The organism is Helicobacter sp. MIT 01-3238 (assembly GCF_003364135.1).
GTDB lineage: Bacteria > Campylobacterota > Campylobacteria > Campylobacterales > Helicobacteraceae > Helicobacter_B.
This window is the reverse complement of record NZ_NXLN01000005.1, coordinates 38,579-57,772: the sequence shown is the minus strand read 5'-3', so window position 1 is coordinate 57,772 and position 19,194 is coordinate 38,579. Positions and strand designations below refer to the sequence as shown.

Annotated in this window: 15 protein-coding genes; 10 read left to right on the top strand and 5 right to left on the bottom strand. The window is 41.2% G+C overall.

Going from position 1 to position 19,194, the window contains the following annotated elements:
• Nucleotides 1–98 precede the first annotated feature (98 nt).
• Both CQA40_RS02680 and nrfH read right to left on the bottom strand, forming a co-directional pair.
• Nucleotides 99–1,940 carry an ammonia-forming cytochrome c nitrite reductase subunit c552 gene (locus CQA40_RS02680; RefSeq protein ID WP_115519429.1) on the bottom strand — a complete coding sequence of 614 codons (1,842 nt, stop codon included), beginning with the start codon at nucleotides 1,938–1,940 and terminating at the stop codon, nucleotides 99–101.
• A gap of 49 nt (nucleotides 1,941–1,989) precedes the next feature.
• Nucleotides 1,990–2,451 (bottom strand): cytochrome c nitrite reductase small subunit, encoded by a 462-nt coding sequence (gene nrfH, locus CQA40_RS02675; RefSeq protein ID WP_115519428.1) that lies wholly within the window; start codon nucleotides 2,449–2,451, stop codon nucleotides 1,990–1,992.
• A gap of 609 nt (nucleotides 2,452–3,060) precedes the next feature.
• On the opposite strand from nrfH, the gene plsY reads away from it, so the two are divergent.
• The 9 genes from plsY to CQA40_RS02625 all read left to right on the top strand — a co-directional run bounded on the left by plsY (nucleotide 3,061) and on the right by CQA40_RS02625 (nucleotide 16,076).
• On the top strand, nucleotides 3,061–3,717 hold the full coding sequence (gene plsY / locus CQA40_RS02670; protein ID WP_023928770.1) for a glycerol-3-phosphate 1-O-acyltransferase PlsY: 657 nt from the start codon (nucleotides 3,061–3,063) through the stop codon (nucleotides 3,715–3,717).
• A gap of 71 nt (nucleotides 3,718–3,788) precedes the next feature.
• Nucleotides 3,789–4,403 (top strand): dihydroneopterin aldolase, encoded by a 615-nt coding sequence (locus CQA40_RS02665; RefSeq protein ID WP_115519427.1) that lies wholly within the window; start codon nucleotides 3,789–3,791, stop codon nucleotides 4,401–4,403.
• A 406-nt stretch (nucleotides 4,404–4,809) separates the two neighbouring features.
• Nucleotides 4,810–6,246: a type I glutamate--ammonia ligase gene (glnA, locus tag CQA40_RS02655; protein WP_115519425.1), complete on the top strand. Its 1,437-nt coding sequence runs from the start codon at nucleotides 4,810–4,812 to the stop codon at nucleotides 6,244–6,246.
• Nucleotides 6,247–6,535: 289 nt separating this feature from the next.
• Entirely contained in the window at nucleotides 6,536–7,744 is a 1,209-nt protein-coding gene (locus tag CQA40_RS02650; protein ID WP_115519424.1) for a hypothetical protein, read from the top strand.
• Nucleotides 7,677–10,181 (top strand): AAA domain-containing protein, encoded by a 2,505-nt coding sequence (locus CQA40_RS02645; protein ID WP_309544444.1) that lies wholly within the window; start codon nucleotides 7,677–7,679, stop codon nucleotides 10,179–10,181. The genes CQA40_RS02650 and CQA40_RS02645 overlap by 68 nt, the downstream gene beginning before the upstream one ends.
• Before the next feature lie 2 nt (nucleotides 10,182–10,183).
• Nucleotides 10,184–12,643, top strand: coding sequence for a PIN domain-containing protein (locus tag CQA40_RS02640; protein ID WP_115519422.1), 2,460 nt, complete (start codon nucleotides 10,184–10,186; stop codon nucleotides 12,641–12,643).
• The gene (locus CQA40_RS02635; RefSeq protein WP_115519421.1) at nucleotides 12,640–13,626 is read left to right on the top strand and encodes a hypothetical protein; all 987 of its coding nucleotides are present in this window, start codon (nucleotides 12,640–12,642) and stop codon (nucleotides 13,624–13,626) included. The genes CQA40_RS02640 and CQA40_RS02635 overlap by 4 nt, the downstream gene beginning before the upstream one ends.
• Nucleotides 13,619–15,439: an AAA family ATPase gene (locus tag CQA40_RS02630; RefSeq protein ID WP_115519420.1), complete on the top strand. Its 1,821-nt coding sequence runs from the start codon at nucleotides 13,619–13,621 to the stop codon at nucleotides 15,437–15,439. Before CQA40_RS02635 ends, CQA40_RS02630 begins: the two co-directional genes overlap by 8 nt.
• Nucleotides 15,440–15,488: 49 nt before the next feature.
• Nucleotides 15,489–16,076 (top strand): 4Fe-4S single cluster domain-containing protein, encoded by a 588-nt coding sequence (locus tag CQA40_RS02625; RefSeq protein ID WP_115519419.1) that lies wholly within the window; start codon nucleotides 15,489–15,491, stop codon nucleotides 16,074–16,076.
• 86 nt (nucleotides 16,077–16,162) lie between these two features.
• Here the strand turns inward: CQA40_RS02625 and CQA40_RS02620 are convergent, their stop codons facing one another.
• Nucleotides 16,163–17,431, bottom strand: a complete 1,269-nt coding sequence (locus CQA40_RS02620; RefSeq protein WP_115519418.1) for a hypothetical protein — start codon at nucleotides 17,429–17,431, stop codon at nucleotides 16,163–16,165.
• Nucleotides 17,432–17,657: 226 nt separating this feature from the next.
• Here CQA40_RS02620 and CQA40_RS02615 point away from each other — a divergent pair, with 226 nt between their 5' ends.
• Nucleotides 17,658–18,149, top strand: coding sequence for a peptidylprolyl isomerase (locus tag CQA40_RS02615; protein ID WP_115519417.1), 492 nt, complete (start codon nucleotides 17,658–17,660; stop codon nucleotides 18,147–18,149).
• A gap of 33 nt (nucleotides 18,150–18,182) precedes the next feature.
• On the opposite strand, the gene CQA40_RS02610 is transcribed toward CQA40_RS02615, so the two are convergent.
• On the bottom strand, nucleotides 18,183–18,500 hold the full coding sequence (locus CQA40_RS02610; protein ID WP_147290146.1) for a hypothetical protein: 318 nt from the start codon (nucleotides 18,498–18,500) through the stop codon (nucleotides 18,183–18,185).
• A gap of 97 nt (nucleotides 18,501–18,597) precedes the next feature.
• Nucleotides 18,598–19,194, bottom strand: coding sequence for a hypothetical protein (locus CQA40_RS02605; protein ID WP_147290145.1), 597 nt, complete (start codon nucleotides 19,192–19,194; stop codon nucleotides 18,598–18,600).

The window sequence follows — 19,194 nt, the reverse complement described above, 5'->3', positions numbered from 1 at the left end:
CTCCACTTCCCCCACTTCCACAATAGACGCGAAATCACCAAAAAACACTTTTTGCCCCCCCCCCTTTTTTTCTTAAACCCTCCCTAAGCTAGCTAGCCTTATTTCGCGCTTGTGAGAGGCTTGATGATTTTTTTGTAGTTGTAGGGGGCTAGATTTTCATCAAGCTCTAGCAAATCCTTAGCAGGTGCGCGATTTACATCTTTTTCATCGTGCTCATCATAGTATATGTCGCCTTTTTTGTGTCCGTCCATATCAGCTGGGTAGCGCAATAGTCCCGGTGCGTATTTTTGGATTTCTTTAAATCCTAGATTGGAAGGAGTGATAGTTATGCCATCTTTTTGCGCTAGCACTACAAGTAGCCCTTGTCCCTCTTTTGCCATAGCGATAGATTGCCCCATTATGCGAGCTGCTTCAGTAGGATTGTGGAATCCTGTGGAGTTCTCCGCATTGACAAAGTCCGCCCTCATTTGAGATTTTCTATGCAATTCAAGCACTTCTTTTAGCGCGGCAGAGATTTTTTTGTCATCAGCTTTGCCATCAGTTTGGTATTTTGCTAGATTGCCCATAGCAGCGCGGACATTTTTTATATCCTCGATAAGGCTTACTATGGCGTATTCTGCACTTCGCTGCATAGAAGCGATAGAAGTTTGTATGCTATATACTTGGGCTTTTAGATACTCTTCAGGCTGTGCGTGGCAGGATTTGCACGCAGCATTGACATCTCTAAGCGGAGAGGTAAATTCGTGGCTTGTGATTTTTTTTGCTCCACCTCGTGTATAAGGCATATGGCAGTCCGCGCAAGATACACCATTTTGAGCGTGGATACCACCACTTGCAAATTCTGTCTCTGGGTGTTGGATTTTTATCATAGGAGCTTTTGTCTCTTTATGCACCCAATCCTGCGGGAATTTCTCACGCACTTTGTCATAGTAGTCATCAAGCATTTCGATTCTAAATGGTTCGCCTTTTTTCCACTCGCTCCAAGGGAATGCAAGTGTGAGTCCGTCTACGGTTACTTCTGTTGGCTTGTTGCCATCACGCCAATAATCAATCTGCTCATAAGTCTTTTGTGAGCCATCAAGCCATTTTGCATTTGGATTGCTAGCGATAGATTCACCCATAGTGGCGACTTTTGAGCCTGTGGATTTGAAGTAGTATTCCACGTGGCATTGCGCACATACAAGGGTTCTCATTTCTTGGCGAGATGCTTTTATGCCTTGTTTTGCGTCTTTTTCATAGCCTCTATCCACAAGTGCTTCTATGAGAGCTGGGCGAGTAAGTCGCAAACTCATATCGTTTGGAGAGTGGCAGTCCGCACAAGTAAGCCCCATTCGTGTGCCTCCGTGAAGTCCTGTGTGCTCTTTGCTATCGGGTGCTTGATTGTCCATTGTTGGGACATTTTTTATCATTGTCCAATACTTCGCGCTATTAAACTTCACAAAATCCCCACCAGCTACATTATCAATAAGCCATTTTGTCCAGCCGCTGTGGCAGTTCATACACGCAGTTGGCTGCCCGCCAAACGCCTTTAGCCCCGCAGAATTTAGCAAGTCTTTGTTGTTTCTAGCGGTTTTCATTTGGTCAGATTGGATATAGAAGTGATGCCTTTCTTCATTGAAATCCACCGAAAATGGATACCCTGCCCACATTCTCACAAGTTGAGGGAATCTATCAAGTTTGTTGTATGATAGATTTCCACCAAATTTCGTTGGCACAGGCTCATAGTTCGCACCCTTTAGATAAGAGTCCAAATGCTCTGGGAAAGCCTTGCCCCAAGTGGTAAATCTCGGGTCATCATCGCTGATTCCTGCCATATTTGCGCTAGCTAGCGCGATTTGCTCGCCTTTTTTCTCTCCTATGTCTGCGGTGATATAAGCCACTACAAAGCCTACTATCAAGCCTACTGCTAGGATTCCCCACAATTTTTTGTTGTTGTTCATTTTCTACTCCTTTTGGTGTTTGGTTGGTGTTTTATTTCGCCTAGACTAGCTAGCGCAAATGCCCCACACTGCTGTGGCAAGAGACACAATTTAGCGCGTCTTTTGTGCTACTTGGATTTAGCGTTGGATTTATGGCATTGTGTGCGTAGTCGCCGTGGCAACGGATACAATTCTCTTGCGCCCATTTCTTTGTATCGCTATTTGCGCTAAAGTGCTGTGGCAATGACTTATCAAAAGTGAAATGATAAGCGTGCCCTAAGCCTGTTTGGGCTTTGGCAGCCCATTTGCGCACAAAAGAATGAGGCAAGTGGCACTCTATGCAATTTAGCTCGTGGTGAGATGCCTTGTGATAATCAGCATAGACTTCATTCATCACATGGCAGTTGTTGCACGCGCTAGAATCGCTTGAGAGATAGCTTAGAGTATCCGCATTATAGAGGCTATACGCGCCATTTCCCACTATAAATCCGCCCACAAAGATTATCGCGGCAATGAGAATGTTATAGCGCATCTACTCTCCTTACTCCTTAGGTGTTTTATATGCGGTTGTTTGCTTACGCATTTGCCACACTAAGAACGCATAGCAAAAGTGTAAGCAAAATCTAAATGACTTTAGATTCTCAAACTCGGCATATAAATGAGAAATTCTACGCAATGTTTGGTAACAAAATCATTTAGAATTTGTCAATTTGTGTAAAATCTATGCAAAATTTATTAGAAAAAGTGAAATATATCATCATAGTAGGTGTTTTTAAGCGAGATTTGCTTCTATCGTAGTGGATTTGTGTAGATTTGAAGTGGCTAGTCGCTCTTATGATTTAGTGCGCGATTTGCGTGGCAAAATCCAAATAGAAACATTGCCAAAAAGCATTATCCCAAGCATATCAAAATCTATCAAAAAATGAGATTATTCTAAATTATCCTTTTTGTGCTAGTATTTTTGCTTTTTAAATCCAAAGGCTAGATTTATGCACAGATTTGTGTGCACTCATATCCAAAAACACAAAATCAAATAAACAAAATCCACAAGAAGTTAGGTTTGAAAATGATAGATTCTAAATCTAGCGTTTTGCAAATCTAGCCTCAAGGATTGCGACAAAAGGCAAAATAAGGAGCAAAAATGGAGTTTTTTACTAACTATATCAATCTGTGGTTTTATCTGCTTGCGTTTTTTGTGGGTGGGATACCATTTGGCGTTATGCTTACCAAAGTGCTTTATGGAATTGATTTGCGCAAGATAGGCTCGGGTAGTATCGGTGCTACAAATGTCTATCGCGCACTAAAAGAGCACGACCCCAAAAGAGCGAAGCTAATCTCTATCGCTACGCTCATACTTGATGCGATAAAAGGCACGGTCATCATAGCACTTGCTAAAGCTGTGGGACTGCCTTATGGCGCGCAGTGGTTTATGGCGATTTTGGCTGTGCTTGGACATTGTTATAGTCCGTATTTGGGATTTCACGGGGGCAAGGGGGTTTCTACCGCGATTGGCTCGGTGATTTTGCTTATGCCTATTGAGGGGGCATTGGGACTTGTAGTGTGGGCAGTGGTTGGCAAAGTTTTCAAAGTCTCTTCACTCTCCTCGCTTACAGGCGTGCTAAGTGGCGTGGTGCTTACCTTTGTGATTCCCTATCTTTTGCCATTGCCTCCTAGCATAGACATCACCGCCCAGATAAACAGCCACACGCCAATCGTGCTTATCGGGCTAATCATTCTCTACACGCATATACCAAATATTATGCGACTATTTAAGGGACAAGAAAGCAAGGTTTTATAGCTTGTTTAGATTTTATGCTAGATTTGTGCTTTTGATAGGTTTTGCTAGATTTTGTGTGATTGGGGTTTGGTATGGGCTATGAGATTCTCATAGAAAATCTCTGTATAGAGGCTATCATAGGGGTGCTACCTAGTGAGAGAGAGACACCACAAAGAGTGCTAATAAATGCAAGCATACACTATGAGAGCAGAAGTGATAAGAGGCAAAATGATAGGAAAGACAAAAGTGAGGGTGCAAAAAAAGATTTGCGCGAAAGCTCGCATAGCGGATTGGAGGGATTTGCTGATTTGGCAGGACAAGAGTGCTTAAGTGAGTATTTGGACTATGTAGAGATAATAAAGCATATCGCCACTATGCTAAAGCAGCGCAAATACGGCTTGCTAGAAAACGCCCTAGATGAGATTATCTCTTCGCTAAAAACCTCCTATCCCACTATCACAAAAATAGACTTAAGCCTAAAAAAGCTAGACATTTCTATAAAAGACATATTTGCCAAAAAAGACTACGCCAAAAACGCCTCTAATGCTTCTATCAAATGTTCTCACAAAGATTCTATTAGCGATTTTGCCAAAAACGCTCATAGCGATTCTATCAAGGATATTTGCAAAGATTCTATCCACAAAAACTCTTGCCACAGAGATTTTGAGTGCATTTTGGGCGTGCGCAAAATAAGCGAGTTTTTGTAAAATATTGCTTCAAATGATATGGTTCATAGCTTTGTGGTGGTTTTTACTAAACAGCCACATTGCCAAACTCCACAAAAATCACAAAAGTATAAAATCCCTTTACCTTACCAAATCCACTTGGCAAAATCTACTCCAAATCTACACAAATCCGCACAAAAATCCCCCAAAATCTCTCTTAAAAATAATCAAAAAATGCTAAAATTCGCTTGCATTGTGCTACTAGAAGTAAAGCCTAATAAGGGATTGCATAATGCTACTTCTTATCGATGTTTCTTAAGCTTTGGTTTTGTAAGCTTTACACTTGCCAACTAGCCACGATGCAGATTCTCTCCTCTTAGCAAAGCAACCCCCTTTTTTAGACTTCCACTTCTTACGCCCTTGCCAACAAATCCAAAAAGGAGAACTAATGAGCAAAAAAGCCATTGACAAAAAGGCGGTTGCGGAGTTTTTTGCGTTTTGCAAAGAAAACGAGGTAGAATTTATCGATTTTCGCTTCACTGATATAAAAGGTGTGTGGCATCATCTTGGATTTTCTGCAAATGCTGTGAATGAGGACAGCTTTGCGGGGATTCCATTTGATGGTAGCTCACTTCCTGCGTGGCAGCCTATCAACAAATCCGATATGATTCTTATCCCTGACCCTGTGCGATACTTCATCGACCCATTTACCGCAGATACCACAGCGGTGGTGTTTTGTGATATTTGGGATATTTACAAAGATGAGCCCTATGAGAAATGCCCCCGCTCTATCGCAAAAAGAGCGAGCGAATATCTGCGCTCTAGTGGCATAGGCGATGTCGCGTATTTCGGACCAGAGAATGAATTTTTTGTCTTTGATTCTATCAAAATGAAAAGTGCGGTAAACTGCCAATACTATGAAATCGACACCGAAGAGGGCGAGTGGAATCGCGACAAAGAGTTTGATGGCGTAAATATAGGACATCGCCCGGGCACAAAGGGCGGCTACTTCCCTGTGCCACCTGTGGATACGATGATGGATTTGCGCGCTGAAATGGTAAAAGTGCTAAACCAAGTAGGGCTAGAGACTTTTGTCCTCCACCACGAAGTCGCTCAAGGACAAGGCGAAATCGGCGTGAAGTTTGGCACTCTTGTAGAAGCGGCGGATAATATCCAAAAGTTTAAATATGTCGTAAAAATGGTAGCCCACCTAAATGGCAAAACCGCGACATTTATGCCAAAGCCGCTGTATAACGACAACGGAAGCGGTATGCACACACACATTAGCATCTGGAAAAGTGGCAAAAATCTTTTTGCAGGGAATGCTTATGAGGGGCTTAGCGATATGGCACTGCACTTCTTAGGCGGCGTGTTAAAGCACGCTCGCCCTCTAGCAGCCTTTACCAACGCTAGCACAAACTCGTATAAAAGGCTTATCCCGGGATTTGAAGCCCCTAGTATCCTTACCTACTCTGCACAAAATCGTAGTGCAAGTATCCGCATACCATACAATAGTGGCGAGAAAGCAAAGCGAATGGAATTTCGATTCCCCGATAGCTCAAGCAATCCTTACCTAGCGTTTGCCGCACTGCTTATGGCAGGACTAGATGGAATCACAAACAAAATCGACCCGGGCAAACCAATGGAGATGAATCTCTTTGAGCTAACGCTTGATGAAATCCGTGCAAAAGGCATAAAGCAGCTTCCACACACACTTCGCCACGCCATAGAGGAAATGCTCCAAGACAAAGAGTATCTAAAGCAGGGCAAAGTCTTTAGCGAGGACTTTATCCAAACTTACAAGCAATATAAGTTTGAAACCGAAATCTGGCCTTGGGAGGGACGCCCTCACCCATTTGAGTTTATCACTACTTATAGCTGCTAGCTAGATTCTAGCTTTGTTTTGGGCGTTTTTGCGCCCTTAGCAAAAGCCTCTAGCTAGATTTGCATAGTAGATGATATGTCCCAAAGTCTTGCACTGCTGGTAGTTGCGTGATTTTGGGACTTCAAGCCCTGCAAGATTTTCTACGCAAGATTTTCACTCGCTTAAGCAAAACTTTCTAGCAAAATAAAAGTCAAGGTTTTATCTACTTTTGTAAAATACTTCTGCACTACCACAAAGCTACACCAACATAAATTGTCTAAACGCCATATCAAATCATAAGGAGTCTGCCTTGCCACAAGCCACAGAATTTACCATTTCATTAGCGTTTTCTGATTCTCAAAAGACACCATTTCTTGGTGATGAAGATGAAGTGATGGGAATCTTTAGAGATGATTATTACCTCAACTACACACTATACAAAGTCGATACAAACACATATCTTTTTAGAAACGAAGAAGATGAGTTCATACAGTGCTCTGCAAATAAACCTAAGCGAAATAATGAACAAAATGATAGGTGGTTTTGGGTAAATGACAACATTTACCACGACACGCAGGACGCCATAAACGCTATAAATGCAACTCTGCCAAAGCACTTACAAATCGATGACTTGGACTCTGTGCCACATATAGAGATTGAAGCGAGCTTTTTCTATGGGGATTTTAGTGAAAATGAAGAACCTTTTATTCTAGATGATGATAAGGTAAAGCAAGCCTTAAGCTACCCTTATGAGAGAGAGTTTGCTATCTACAAAGACTATTTAGAAAACTTCGTGCGTGCAAATCTCTACAACATAGTCCAAAAGCAAGCACAAAAAAGAGGAATCCCACAAGCAGAGGTAGAGTATGAGGACAAAGACGAATACCAAGTAGAGAGTGATGATATAGAATACGAAGATGAAGCAGAAAGTATCAGTGAAAATCCACCAAATGGCAAATCTGCAAGCAAAGGTGCTACCAAATCAGCTATCAAGCCTGTCTTGGCATATCGCTACAAAATATATGTCTCAAACGACAAAGATAGCAAAGCTAATGCCATCTACTGCGCCAACCAAATAAAAAAATCCAAAAAAGGCAAGGGTGGTGAATATGTGCTATATAGCCAAGATGACTTAGAAAAGCAAGAGAGAAGACTTAGAGCTTTTGATGTGCTTGATATAAGTGATTTTAAGCAAGATGAAAACTACACAGATGTGCTATCAGCTTCTCTTACTGTGCGTGCTTCTAAGATATTCACAGACAAAGAAGCGCAAAACTTAGAAGAAGTCCTAATAAGCACAAATATCATACGAGATAAAGTCCAAATCGATAGGTGGGTAAAAAACTGCGACAATCACTCCAAAGACTTGCCACTAAATGACATATTTTTTAACCCAGAGACTTATTTTCCTAAAGAAATAGCGACAAGCACAAGCCAAGCGACAATAGACCCTGCTCAAAAACAAAGCGAAGTTTTGCCCCCCCCCCCCCCACAATATCAGCTCTATAAATTATTTTAACAAATCTCTAACCCCCGACCAAAAAGAAACCATATCCAAAGCCCTATCTAGCCCTACTCCCATCTACCTAATCCAAGGACCACCCGGCACAGGCAAAACCACCGTCATAGCCGAGCTAATAGCCCAATACACCGCACAAGGCAAAAAGATTTGGCTAACCTCGCAGTCAAATCTCGCAGTAGATAATGTCTTAGAGCGATTGCCAAAAGATGAGAGGATTTTCCCCACGCGTATCGGTAGTGAGGACAAAATCCAAGACAAGCTATTTGCCAATGATTCTCAAGTGATAGACTACTTTATATACCAATATCGTGGCAAAATCCGTGAGTTTATCGACACTTATGGCAAGAACATTGATAAGTATATAAGCACATATAATGAGTTCATACACATAGATAAAGACTTACACAAGCTAGAGTCTAGCATCACAAGTGCGCGACAAGAGCAAGACACAGTCATACAATCTAGCTTTTTTGCATACATAGATACCGTTTGCAAAGATTTGAATAGTGCCAATCTCTCTATATTGCGAAGTATTTCAAAATCTATGCTAAAGGAGCAGTGCGAGAGATTTCATAAGTTTTTGTGCGAGCAAAGTCAGCAAAAATATAGCTTTCTTGGCAAGTATGCAAGTAGTGATGAGCCAAATGAGCCAAACCAGCAATGGCAAACTCTATGGGAAAAAGGCGAAGAAGCGCGAAACAAAGAGATTCACACGCTAATGCAAAGCTGCATAGGCGATACTCCACCCAACATAATCAAACAATTTATGAGAGAAAATCACATAAATGCAAACACGGTCAATACAAAAGAGCAAGCACAAAAGCTACAAGATAAAATCCAAGATAAACTAAAAGAGCAAATGCAAAAGCGAGATGCCCTAGCCAAGCGCAAAGACTCTATACAATCCACTCTAGAAGAGATTGCAAAGAAGCTAGATTTTGACAAAAATACCCACTCACAAAACACGACTCAAAACACACATAGTGAGCTAAAGGCACATATCAAACACCTGCAAGAAAAGCTAGCTATCTATAAAAAGCTAGATTCTTTGGAGATGCCTAGCAAAGAATCCACATTCCAAACGATAGCCCAAAAGCTAAACCAAAAACTTGGGCTAGACATTACCAAAGAAATGTTAGAAAAAATGCAAAAAGGATTTGCTACAAATGCCACTACCAATGAAAAAGAGCTAAAAAAGATTTTGCGTGATATTGATATTGCCAAAGAAAACAAACAAAACATAAGCGAGCAAGAGCTAGAAGCAATCGCAAATGAAATACTACAATCAAAACAAGGCGCCAAAGCTAGTGAGAACTGCACTAGATATGCCAATGTAATGGAGGGCATAAAGATTTGCGCAAATGTCTATGCTGCTACTTGCAATATCGACCCCAGAAAACTCTCCATAATGCAAGATGAGAAAGAAACACCAATCATATTTGATGTCGTCATTGTCGATGAGGTAAGCAAGATGAACGCTATTGAAATGCTACTGCCAATGCAGAGGGCAAAAAGGCTTATCCTAGTAGGCGACCAGCACCAGCTCCCACCGATATTTAAAGAGGGCATACAACGAGAAGAGATAAAAGAAATGCTTGATATTTCAGATGAAATGTTTGATAGATACAAAAATCTAATCGAGTATTCTAAATTCACGCAGTTTTTTGAGATTTTCCCTGATAGTGCCAAGTCGCGACTAACTACGCAGTTTCGTATGCATCCACACATTATGGAGTTTATAAACCATTTTTATAATGATAAGCGACTACAATGCGGACTGCCAAATCCAGATGAAACCAGAGCGCACGAGTTTGGAGAGCTATATGGCATAGAACATAGACATATACTATGGATAGATAGTAGCACTAGCTGTGAAGACGCTCCAGAGCACAGCACCTCTAAGCGCAATATGCGAGAAGTAGAAGTCATAAGAAAAATCATCAAAGATATGGCTAGTGTGTATAAAGCACACAAAACTAAGCACAATCTCGCCCAAAGTAAGCGCAAAGAAATAGGAGTGATTAGCTTTTATGGTGCGCAAGTAGGAGAGCTTAGAAATATCCGCAAGGATAAAGACTATTCTAAGGATTTAGACATAGATATATCCACAGTCGATGACTTTCAGGGCAAAGAAAAAGATGTCATCATCGTATCCCTTGTGCGCACGGATAAAGGCATTAGCCACAATCGCTTTATCAAAGACTATCGCCGTGTAAATGTGGCTTTTTCTCGCGCAAGGCAGCTACTCATAGTCATAGCGTGCAATGAAGCATTTGATAGAGTTCAACTATCATTTGGTGATAAGGAAACCAAACTAGGCTACCAAAAAATGCGCCAATCCCAAAAATGCTTCGTAGTAAATAAAAAGCTAAAAGACATTATTCATTACAAATCTAGTGATTACGCAAGCACAGATAAACCACACAAAGGCTAACAATGACTCCTTTTCATACTATCATCGCCACACCATACTTTAAGCTAGAGACAAGCTATTCTTACTCCAAGCAAGAGCGTCTGATGAATGACATAGAGTTTTTTGTGCTAAGTATGATTATGCACTATAAGGAAAAGCGTGGAGATTCTAGCTTAGAGGATATGATAGAATCTATCCCGCGTGATTTTTCATTTCACTTGCCAAAATCACTGCTATACTCGATGATACAAGAAAATCTAACCACAAGGGATATTATTTCTAGCACAGATTCTAGCGAGCAAAAGTCTATTATGCAATCGCCACTAAAGGATATAAGCATTAGCAAGGAAATGCGTGATTTTTATGACCGTGGATACATACTAGGCGATAGAGAGAAAGAGTCTAAAACAATCTATTATGATTACTTCGCTGATGATGTATTTTCTATGCACAAATCCGAAAGGGCAAGTAGCCCAAATGAGCTTAATGCGGACTTTTCCCAAATAAACCAAGATAAGCTAAAAGACTTTATCGCCAATGGCTTAGAAAAGCACTTCAATCTAAAAATTGAGAACATTGAGAAAGAGCAGCTTAGCAAAGATACAAAACTTCATATTCGTATTGATATGAGCGAGTGCGTGATTGAGTTTGCTTCTCCAAGTAAAAAGTTTGCAAACTATCTAAATGGACTAAATGATACACGCGTGATTCAAAAACTACTAGATGAGGTATTTATCAGCACACAAGCAGGTAGTGAGGACTTTGCCCTGCTAGATTTGCACCAAACCCATCTAGCCACCAATGCCACATATAGACTTGAGTATCAAATAAGCGATAATCTATGTATAGGCAGGGCAAATGCGATAGAAGCGATACGGCAAAATCACAACCAAAATCACAACACGCTTTTTATTTTGCTTGAGAATGATTTGGGCAAATCCGCACAAAAAGCAGATGAGCAAGAGGAGTATAATGAGATAGTTATTCCTAATGATTTTGGACTAGAATGTGGGCAGTGGATTGATAAAGATTCACTTTATACGCTCTACAATGTCAAGCTAAAAATGTCCAAACAGCGCACCAAAACGCTACAAATCCCTGTGATTGAAGCAAAAAATGATTCTTCAAAAATCACTAGCGTAAAAGAACAAGTCATATCCTACCTACAAAACGAGTATAAAAAATATCGTGATTTTAGTGAGATTATCACTTCTCTTAAGTGCTACATAGCTTTGCACGCACTTGGCGCAGAGCCAAACCCCAAACCACTCTCTATCGCACTCCAGACACACGATAAAAGCGAGCACGACAAAAAGCAAGTAGAGCTACACGATATACAAACAGCGATAAACAAACTACAAAAATCCTCTATTATGCGCTTCATCACGCACTATTTTGAGCAAAATATCCCTGCAAATAAAAATCTAAAAATGTTTTTATTTGGCAAGTGCTTGGAGGGGCGAGAGTATATCGATAGATTGCACACTATCGCCACTCACAAATCACAGCACAAAGGCGAGGAAGCAAAGCAATTATTTGAGAAATACTGCCAAAATCCCCCACTTACAAAAGGCACTCTAAGCGATACTTTGCTAGCCACGCTAAAAGATGATTCACTAGAGGCAATATATGAGTGGATTAAACCCGTATTTATCAAAAATATGCCAAAACAAAATCTAGCTGATATAAAGCGAGCTAGTCAATACAAGCTACTTGATAAAAGCACTCAAGACATTGCCCTAAGCAATCGCACTCTATCCCAAGAGCTATTTAGAGAGTTTGACAAACTAGCAACAAATCAAAGCATAGATAGCGCAAATGAGTTTGCTAGCTTTACCTCGCACAATGCGTATAAAATCATCGATTTACACGGTCAATTATCAAAAGCAATCCACCCAAGCGACAAACTTAAGCTATTACAAGGGTTGATTCAAGTGCACGACAAGCTACAAAAAGAGTGCGATATAAACCACACCAAAGAGATTTTAGAAAATCTACGCGAATTTAGCGCGGGTATTTTTGAGCATATTGACTACTTCAAAAAATATAATGCCAAAACTATCGCTATATGGGATACAAGCGCACTTATTGACTTTAGCAAATCCCTAGAATCCAAAATGCGCGATTTGTATAACATAGTCCCAAAATCTGTCCTAAAAGAACTAGATGGGCTAAAAAACGGCGATGATGAAAGGGCGCAAAAAGTGCGCGAAGTAAACCGCTTTTTAGCCAAATCTAGCTTTGATAAATATGATGATTTTGACTACGATAGGTTTGGCACAGATGATAGCCTCATAGAAATCGCAAAAGATTTTTTAAGCGACCCTTTGCGCAAATCGCTTGTAAAAAAGGTGTGGATTAGGAGCAATGATAACAATCTATGTGCAAGGGCAAATGGCACAAATGGGCAACTAGAAAAACTCTACGCAGGCATCAATGACCCTCAAGTCAATCAACTCCAAAAGAAAAGGAAAAAGAAATGAGCCATATCACACAAGCACAGCTAGATAACCACCGCATAAAATCAAAGCAAATCATAGATATGAGAGCTAAAATCCGCCGCATACTAGCCACGCTAGAGAAAAAGGCTAGTGTGCATAGCGATTTGCAATGTGAATTTGACACATTGCAAAATGAGCTAGAAACGCTAAAGCAAGACATTGATTTGGATTCTGCCCTGCCACAATTACAAGAAGACATCTATCGTGGCTCGTGGTATGTAGAGCAATATGCAGAGGAGCAAACGCAAAAAATCAACAACATACACAGCCAAGCAAAGCAAAATCTAAACACAGCTTTGCGACTGCAAGAAAGACAACGACAGATTTTATCTCAAAGTCAAGCCCTCATTGAAAAGGAGGAAGCATTTGCCACAGAGAATCGCTTGCTAAATGAGCAACTAGACGCCCTAGAAACACTGCGAGATAACACATTTAAAGAAGACTTCACTATCAAAGAAGTCAAAGATTGCTTGGCTAAGAATCTAAGTGCAAGTATACAATCTATGCGCCAAGCAATCAAAAAGCGAGATATGACTAGCACAAATTTTAGCGAGCTAAGAGATAAGATATTTGGCATTGGCGAAGAGTTTATGAGCCATATCCAAGATGAGGAGCAAAGATATGACAATCTAAAATCTATCAAAAAAGCACTTGATAGCATAGGGCTGGATTCAAAAGCGAGGTTTGAGCCAGAGCAAAATACCTTTATAATCGAGGGTAAAAACTTCAGTGGCGAGAGGGCGAGCTTTGCTATCAATGATTTGGGTGTGCGCTATGAGTTTAAGGGGTATGAGGGGGATTCTTGCTTTGAGGGAAGCTCTAAGGTGCTAGAAATCCTAAAATCCATATATAGCATCGACACAAGCCATATAAAGCTAATAGAGGGCAACCCAGATAGAATCAAAAAAAGCGCGAAACCAATCCCAGCACCCACACATACCAATACAGGAGGACACAATGGCTAGCGTAAGTTTAGATAAGCAAAACAAAGAAGGCGAATGGGTGGCGTTTTTGCGCACACAAATTTTTGCCAACAAAATGTTGATTTTGCACGGCAATGTAGAGGATTATTTCTACTCGCCAATCGTAGAGGATTTTGTCCTTTTGCAGAAGCGACTTGAAGAGATTTTGCGCGAAGTAGGGTATACACAGCTATGCTTTTGGGATAGGCTAAATGGCGCAGACAATACAAAAATATCATCTTTGCACAAAGAGCCAAGTAGCGGTGTGCCAATCGATTTTGATGATGAATCTAGCCAAAAACAACCACAAAAAACGGATACAACAGAATTTTTTGCGATGATTCGCTCCGCATTTATGCAGGCAAATGAAAGTGAGGAAGTAGGGCAAAAAAGAGTGGCATTTATTGCAAACTATGCTTCATTTGCTATGCCAAATGCCACGCAGCTTGATAACAATGACAAAAAGGCTTTGATGTTTTTGCGTGAGTGTGTGAGCCAATCACACTTTGCAGAATCTAGCGATAGAGGCAAACCACAGCCACTAATCATTCTAATCGTGCAAAATCTAGCGCATATCCCCCTGCTTTTATCGCAAAACAATGCTTCTATTAAGGATATTGCTATCCCTATGCCAGATAGAGCTACAAGAGAAACATTTATCAATATGACTACTTTTGACTTTAGCCAAGAATTGCTACAAGATTCTACGGCACAAGAGGAGTTTATCGACCATTTGGAGGGGTTTAGCATTAGGGATATTTTGCATTTGCGTGATTTGCTAGCATATTGCACGCTACAAGGTGAGAACATAAATCACAAAGACCTAATCTATCGCTACAAATATGGCACAAAAACTAGCCCGTGGGAATCGCTAAACAAAGCCACAGTGCGTGAGCTAAAAACTACGCTAAAAAAGCGCGTAAAAGGACAAGATAGCGCGGTAGATAAAGTCGCTCAAATGGTGCTTCGCGCATATACGGGACTATCTGGGATTCAGCACTCAAGTGCTAGAAAAACACCAAAAGGTGCGCTATTTTTTGTAGGACCCACAGGAGTTGGCAAAACAGAATTAGCAAAAGCCTTGGCACAAGCATTATTTGGCGATGAGGATTTGTGTATCCGCTTTGATATGAGTGAGTATAATCACGAACACAGCGACCAAAGGCTAGTAGGTGCTCCACCCGGGTATGTAGGATATGAGGAGGGTGGACAGCTTACAAACGCCCTAAAAAAGCGTCCATTTTGCGTGCTACTATTTGATGAAATCGAAAAAGCACACCCAAGAATCTTAGATAAATTTTTGCAGATTTTAGAGGATGGGCGACTTACCGATGGCAGAGGAGAGACAGTTAGCTTCACAGAATCTGTGATTATTTTTACCTCAAATATCGGTGCAAGCACGGCTAGAAGCGAAAAAGAGTTTATACAAGCTGTGCAAGAGCACTTTAGGGATAAACTCAATCGCCCAGAATTGCTAAACCGCATTGGCAACAATATCACTGCCTTTAATCACATCGACAATCAAGACATTTTGCGCGAAATCATACAATCCAAACTATCAAATCTAGAAGCACTTCTACAAAGCAAGTATAAAATCACTTCGCTAGATTTGCAAGACTCCGCACTAAATCCAATGATTAGTGATTTTTTGAAGCAGGGTGGCTCTAGTAGTGGTGGGAGAGGGATTTTAAACGCGGCGGTAGATTCTCTCATCGACCCTATTTCAAATGCGATTTTTGAAAGTGATGAGTATGCAAACAAAGTGCTAAAGATTTCTCGCAGTGGCGATGAGGGACTAAAAATAGAATTTGTATAAAGCATAGATTTTTAGCTTGTCTAGATTTAATCACAATTAAGGAGTAAATTTGCTAAATATCGCTCGCTTCATTCCTTGCACAAAAGCAGAGGGCATAGGCAAGAGATTTTGTATATGGGTGCAAGGCTGCAATCTAGCCTGCCCAAACTGCTGCAATCTAGCCTTACAGCCCTTTATCCCGCGCAATCTTATGTCCACACAAAAACTACTAGGGCTAATCGCACAATCAAAAAAAGCGCACAATATTGAGGGAGTAACCTTTCTAGGTGGAGAGCCGTTTTTGCAAGCAAAGGGTTTATCAAAGCTAGCCAAAGGTATACGCCAAATGGGGCTTTCTATCATTTGTTTTAGTGGTTTTACACACAAAGAAATCCTAAACTCTCATATAAGCGAGCGAGCAGAGCTACTATCCTACCTAGATGTGCTAATCGATGGGCGATATATACAAGAGCAAAAAAGTAGCTCACGCAATCTAGTAGGCTCTAGCAATCAGCGGTTTATCTACCTTACTGATAGATATGATTCTTCCATAGAATCTAGTAGCCTTACAGAACTAGAAGTGCGACTTACAAGTGATAGTATTGCGTTGTTTAATGGCAATCCACATTTGATGAGTTCGCTTCTAACCACGCACTAAAGCATTTTTGCACATAAACATTTATCTGCAATTTTTCTTGTAAATGTGCAAAACCCCCAACCAAAACGCTAGTCTATTTTGTGCTTCTAGTCTATTTTGCACTCGTAGAAGTCGCTACTCTTGCTTACAAAAGAGCCGTTCTTATACGAGCCTGCTTCTTTGGCAGCCTTATCACTTAGGCACGCATCTTGCCTCTCTAGATACTCTTTAAACTTCTGAACATCTGTTTTGGACTTTGGCACAAAGTTTTTGATAGAGTCCTTTTGAGAGCTTTTTTGCGCTCCAAAGCCACTCATAGAGTTTGTGGCGTATTTTTGCGCTCCAGCGCAGATTTTGCCGACACTTGCAGGTAGCACCACACCGCTTGTGCGCATAGCGCAGATAAACTCCTTTATCTTAGCATTGCTGATAATCATCGGTTTAAACGCATTTTCCTGCATACTTGCCATACCTAGTAGCACGCCACTTCGGCTAAAAAACGGACGCCCAAAGATTACGCGCTGGTCGTTTTGTATAGGCAGCTCTACACTTTGGGTGTTTGCCCTGCCTACGCGAAGCACGCTTATATCGGGGTTGTTAAATGTCGTAGTAACTGTGAAATAATCGCTCGCACTCACAGCAGGCTTGCTAATGTCATAGGCATTGTTTTTCATAAGCCTTGCGTGGTAGTAGCTTTGAGCGCGGATATTGCAGTAGTCATCAGTGTATTCCTCCACTTCAAATAGTGCTAGCCCGCGCCCTTTATCAAGGGCTTTTAGCCGAAGCTGTGCTATGCAGATGAGGTTGCCCGCACTATCATCGCGCATTTTTAGGAGCATTTCTTTTGGGTAAGCAGAAGCGTTGTGCGCTAGCTCCGCAGAAGTCAAAAAGATTTTATCAGGTAGTAGTAGCCCAAACCCACTGCGGTAGCTCCCATCATCAAAACTTACCATAGCAAGTCCTATGTAGCGAATCCACGGGAAACTTCTCTGCACTTCTTGGAAATCCTGTGGCAAGCTCGTTTGCATAACGAGCAAATCTTGCAAGCCTTTTTTTGGGGCGGGGAGGTTTAGTGCTTCTGGCTTGTGAGTGGGGATTTTTGTAGGGATTTTGGGCTTTGGTGGAGTTTGGGCGATAGCTTGTGCGGTGGATTGTGTAGAATTTTTGCTTTTTGCCAAGCTATCATTAGAATCTTGGCTAGATTCTTTTATCGCTTCAAATTGCTTGGCGATTTGGGAGCTTTTTGCGCTATTTGCTGTCTCTGTATTCTCTGCTGCTCCTACTTCCTCTGCCCCCTCTGCAAGCGCGACAAATCCGCCAAAAAAGCACAAAACACCAAAAATAATAGCATTTTTGTAGATTTTATAAACGCGCATTTTGATAAGCCTTTGGCATAGATTTTTCCCCGATTCCACACATTTACCCCCAAGATTACCACTCCAAATATTCCCCCACAAAAAAGATAAATCAACTAACGCCCAAAATATTTCACGCCAAAAAAGCAAGATAAATTTCTAGGCATTAAAATGTGGTAAATGCAAAATCGGTAAAATACGCATTGCTTTAAGCACTCTTTATGAAACTAAACTTAAAAGGATACAAATGAAAGAGCTAAAGACATTTAGCCCAAGCAAAGAGGAGCTAGCTTCTTATGCAAAGGCAAAAATCACCACAAGCAAGGGCGATATTATCGTGCGATTTTTTGGCGAAGCTGCACCACAAGCAGTTAGCAATTTCGCCACTCTAGCAAAAAGCGGATTTTATGACAATCTCACATTTCATCGCGTAATAGATGGATTTGTCGCGCAAGGTGGCTGCCCAAAAGGCGATGGCACAGGCGGACCGGGCTATGCTATCGCGTGCGAAGTAGCTAGCAATCCCCACAAGCACAAGAGGGGCGCACTCTCTATGGCGCACGCAGGGAGGGACACAGGAGGCAGTCAGTTTTTTTTGTGTTTTGTGGATTTGCCTCATTTGGACGGGGAGCACACGGTGTTTGGCAGTATAGAGGAGCAGGACAAAGACAGCTTTGCCGCGCTTGACTCACTAAAGCAAGGGGATAGTATTGTAAGCATTGAGATTTTGAGCGAGTGAGGCGCAATAAAATACCACACCATTTAGTTGTCTTTATGGTGTGGTGGATTTATCGCTAGATTTTTTGATAGAATCGCTAGAGCCTACACACGCAAGCAAATACAAAAATAGTAGCAAAGAAGCTACTGCCCAGCCTACCCCTCCCCAAATAGACTTATTTACAAAGCAAGCAACTGCGATAATGAAACACGATAAACAAACAAAGCCAAGCAAAACCTTAATCAAAATTTCAAAAAAACTAGCAATCAATTTGTTTATAGCAAATGAGATAAGGCATATCAAAATCAAAGATATAAGTGTCCCTACTATAAACCAAGCATTTTCATAAAATAATCCCAATGCTTCAAACACTAGATTTTTGCACTCCCCCAAAATGCCCCAAAAATCTTTTTTATCCAAAATATACAACCAGCAAAATTCACAAATGCCCTGCTTCTAGCCTACTTTTTTACTTCTTTTTCTTTTTCATAGTGGCGAAAAACATCTCACAATATGCGCGATTTGACATTGTCAAACTTAGAGATGACCCAGCTCCTCCTCCTAGTATTATGTCGCCCCTTATGCAGTAAGTCGCTCCAGAAGATGGGACAAACACGATATAGCTTGGATATTTGCCAAGTGAAAATATAGCTAGAGGATAGTCCCCAGCCACTTCTACGCAAAACCCGCCTTTGCCCCTCATCTCGCCAAAGCTACCTTGCGCTTTTGTCCCGCTAGGACTATATTTGCCCTCGCTATTTAGGCTTGGATTATACTCAAAGTGCACGGGGAATGCTAGCTTTGTATTGTCCCAAAAGCTAGCAAAGCAGATTTTGCTTTTGTCCTGCATAGGATTGCTACCTAGTGAGCTTCCTTGCAAGGTGGTAAATCCTAGATTTTGACTCTGCTTTGGTGTATAGATACTCTTGCCTGTGTTTGCTGGCGTTATTTCATTTATGACGGTTGGTAGCACGACATCTAGACACCCGCTTAGCCCCACACCACACGCTAGACATAAACAAACCGCGTATACAAATCTACATAGATTATGATAGATATATTTCAT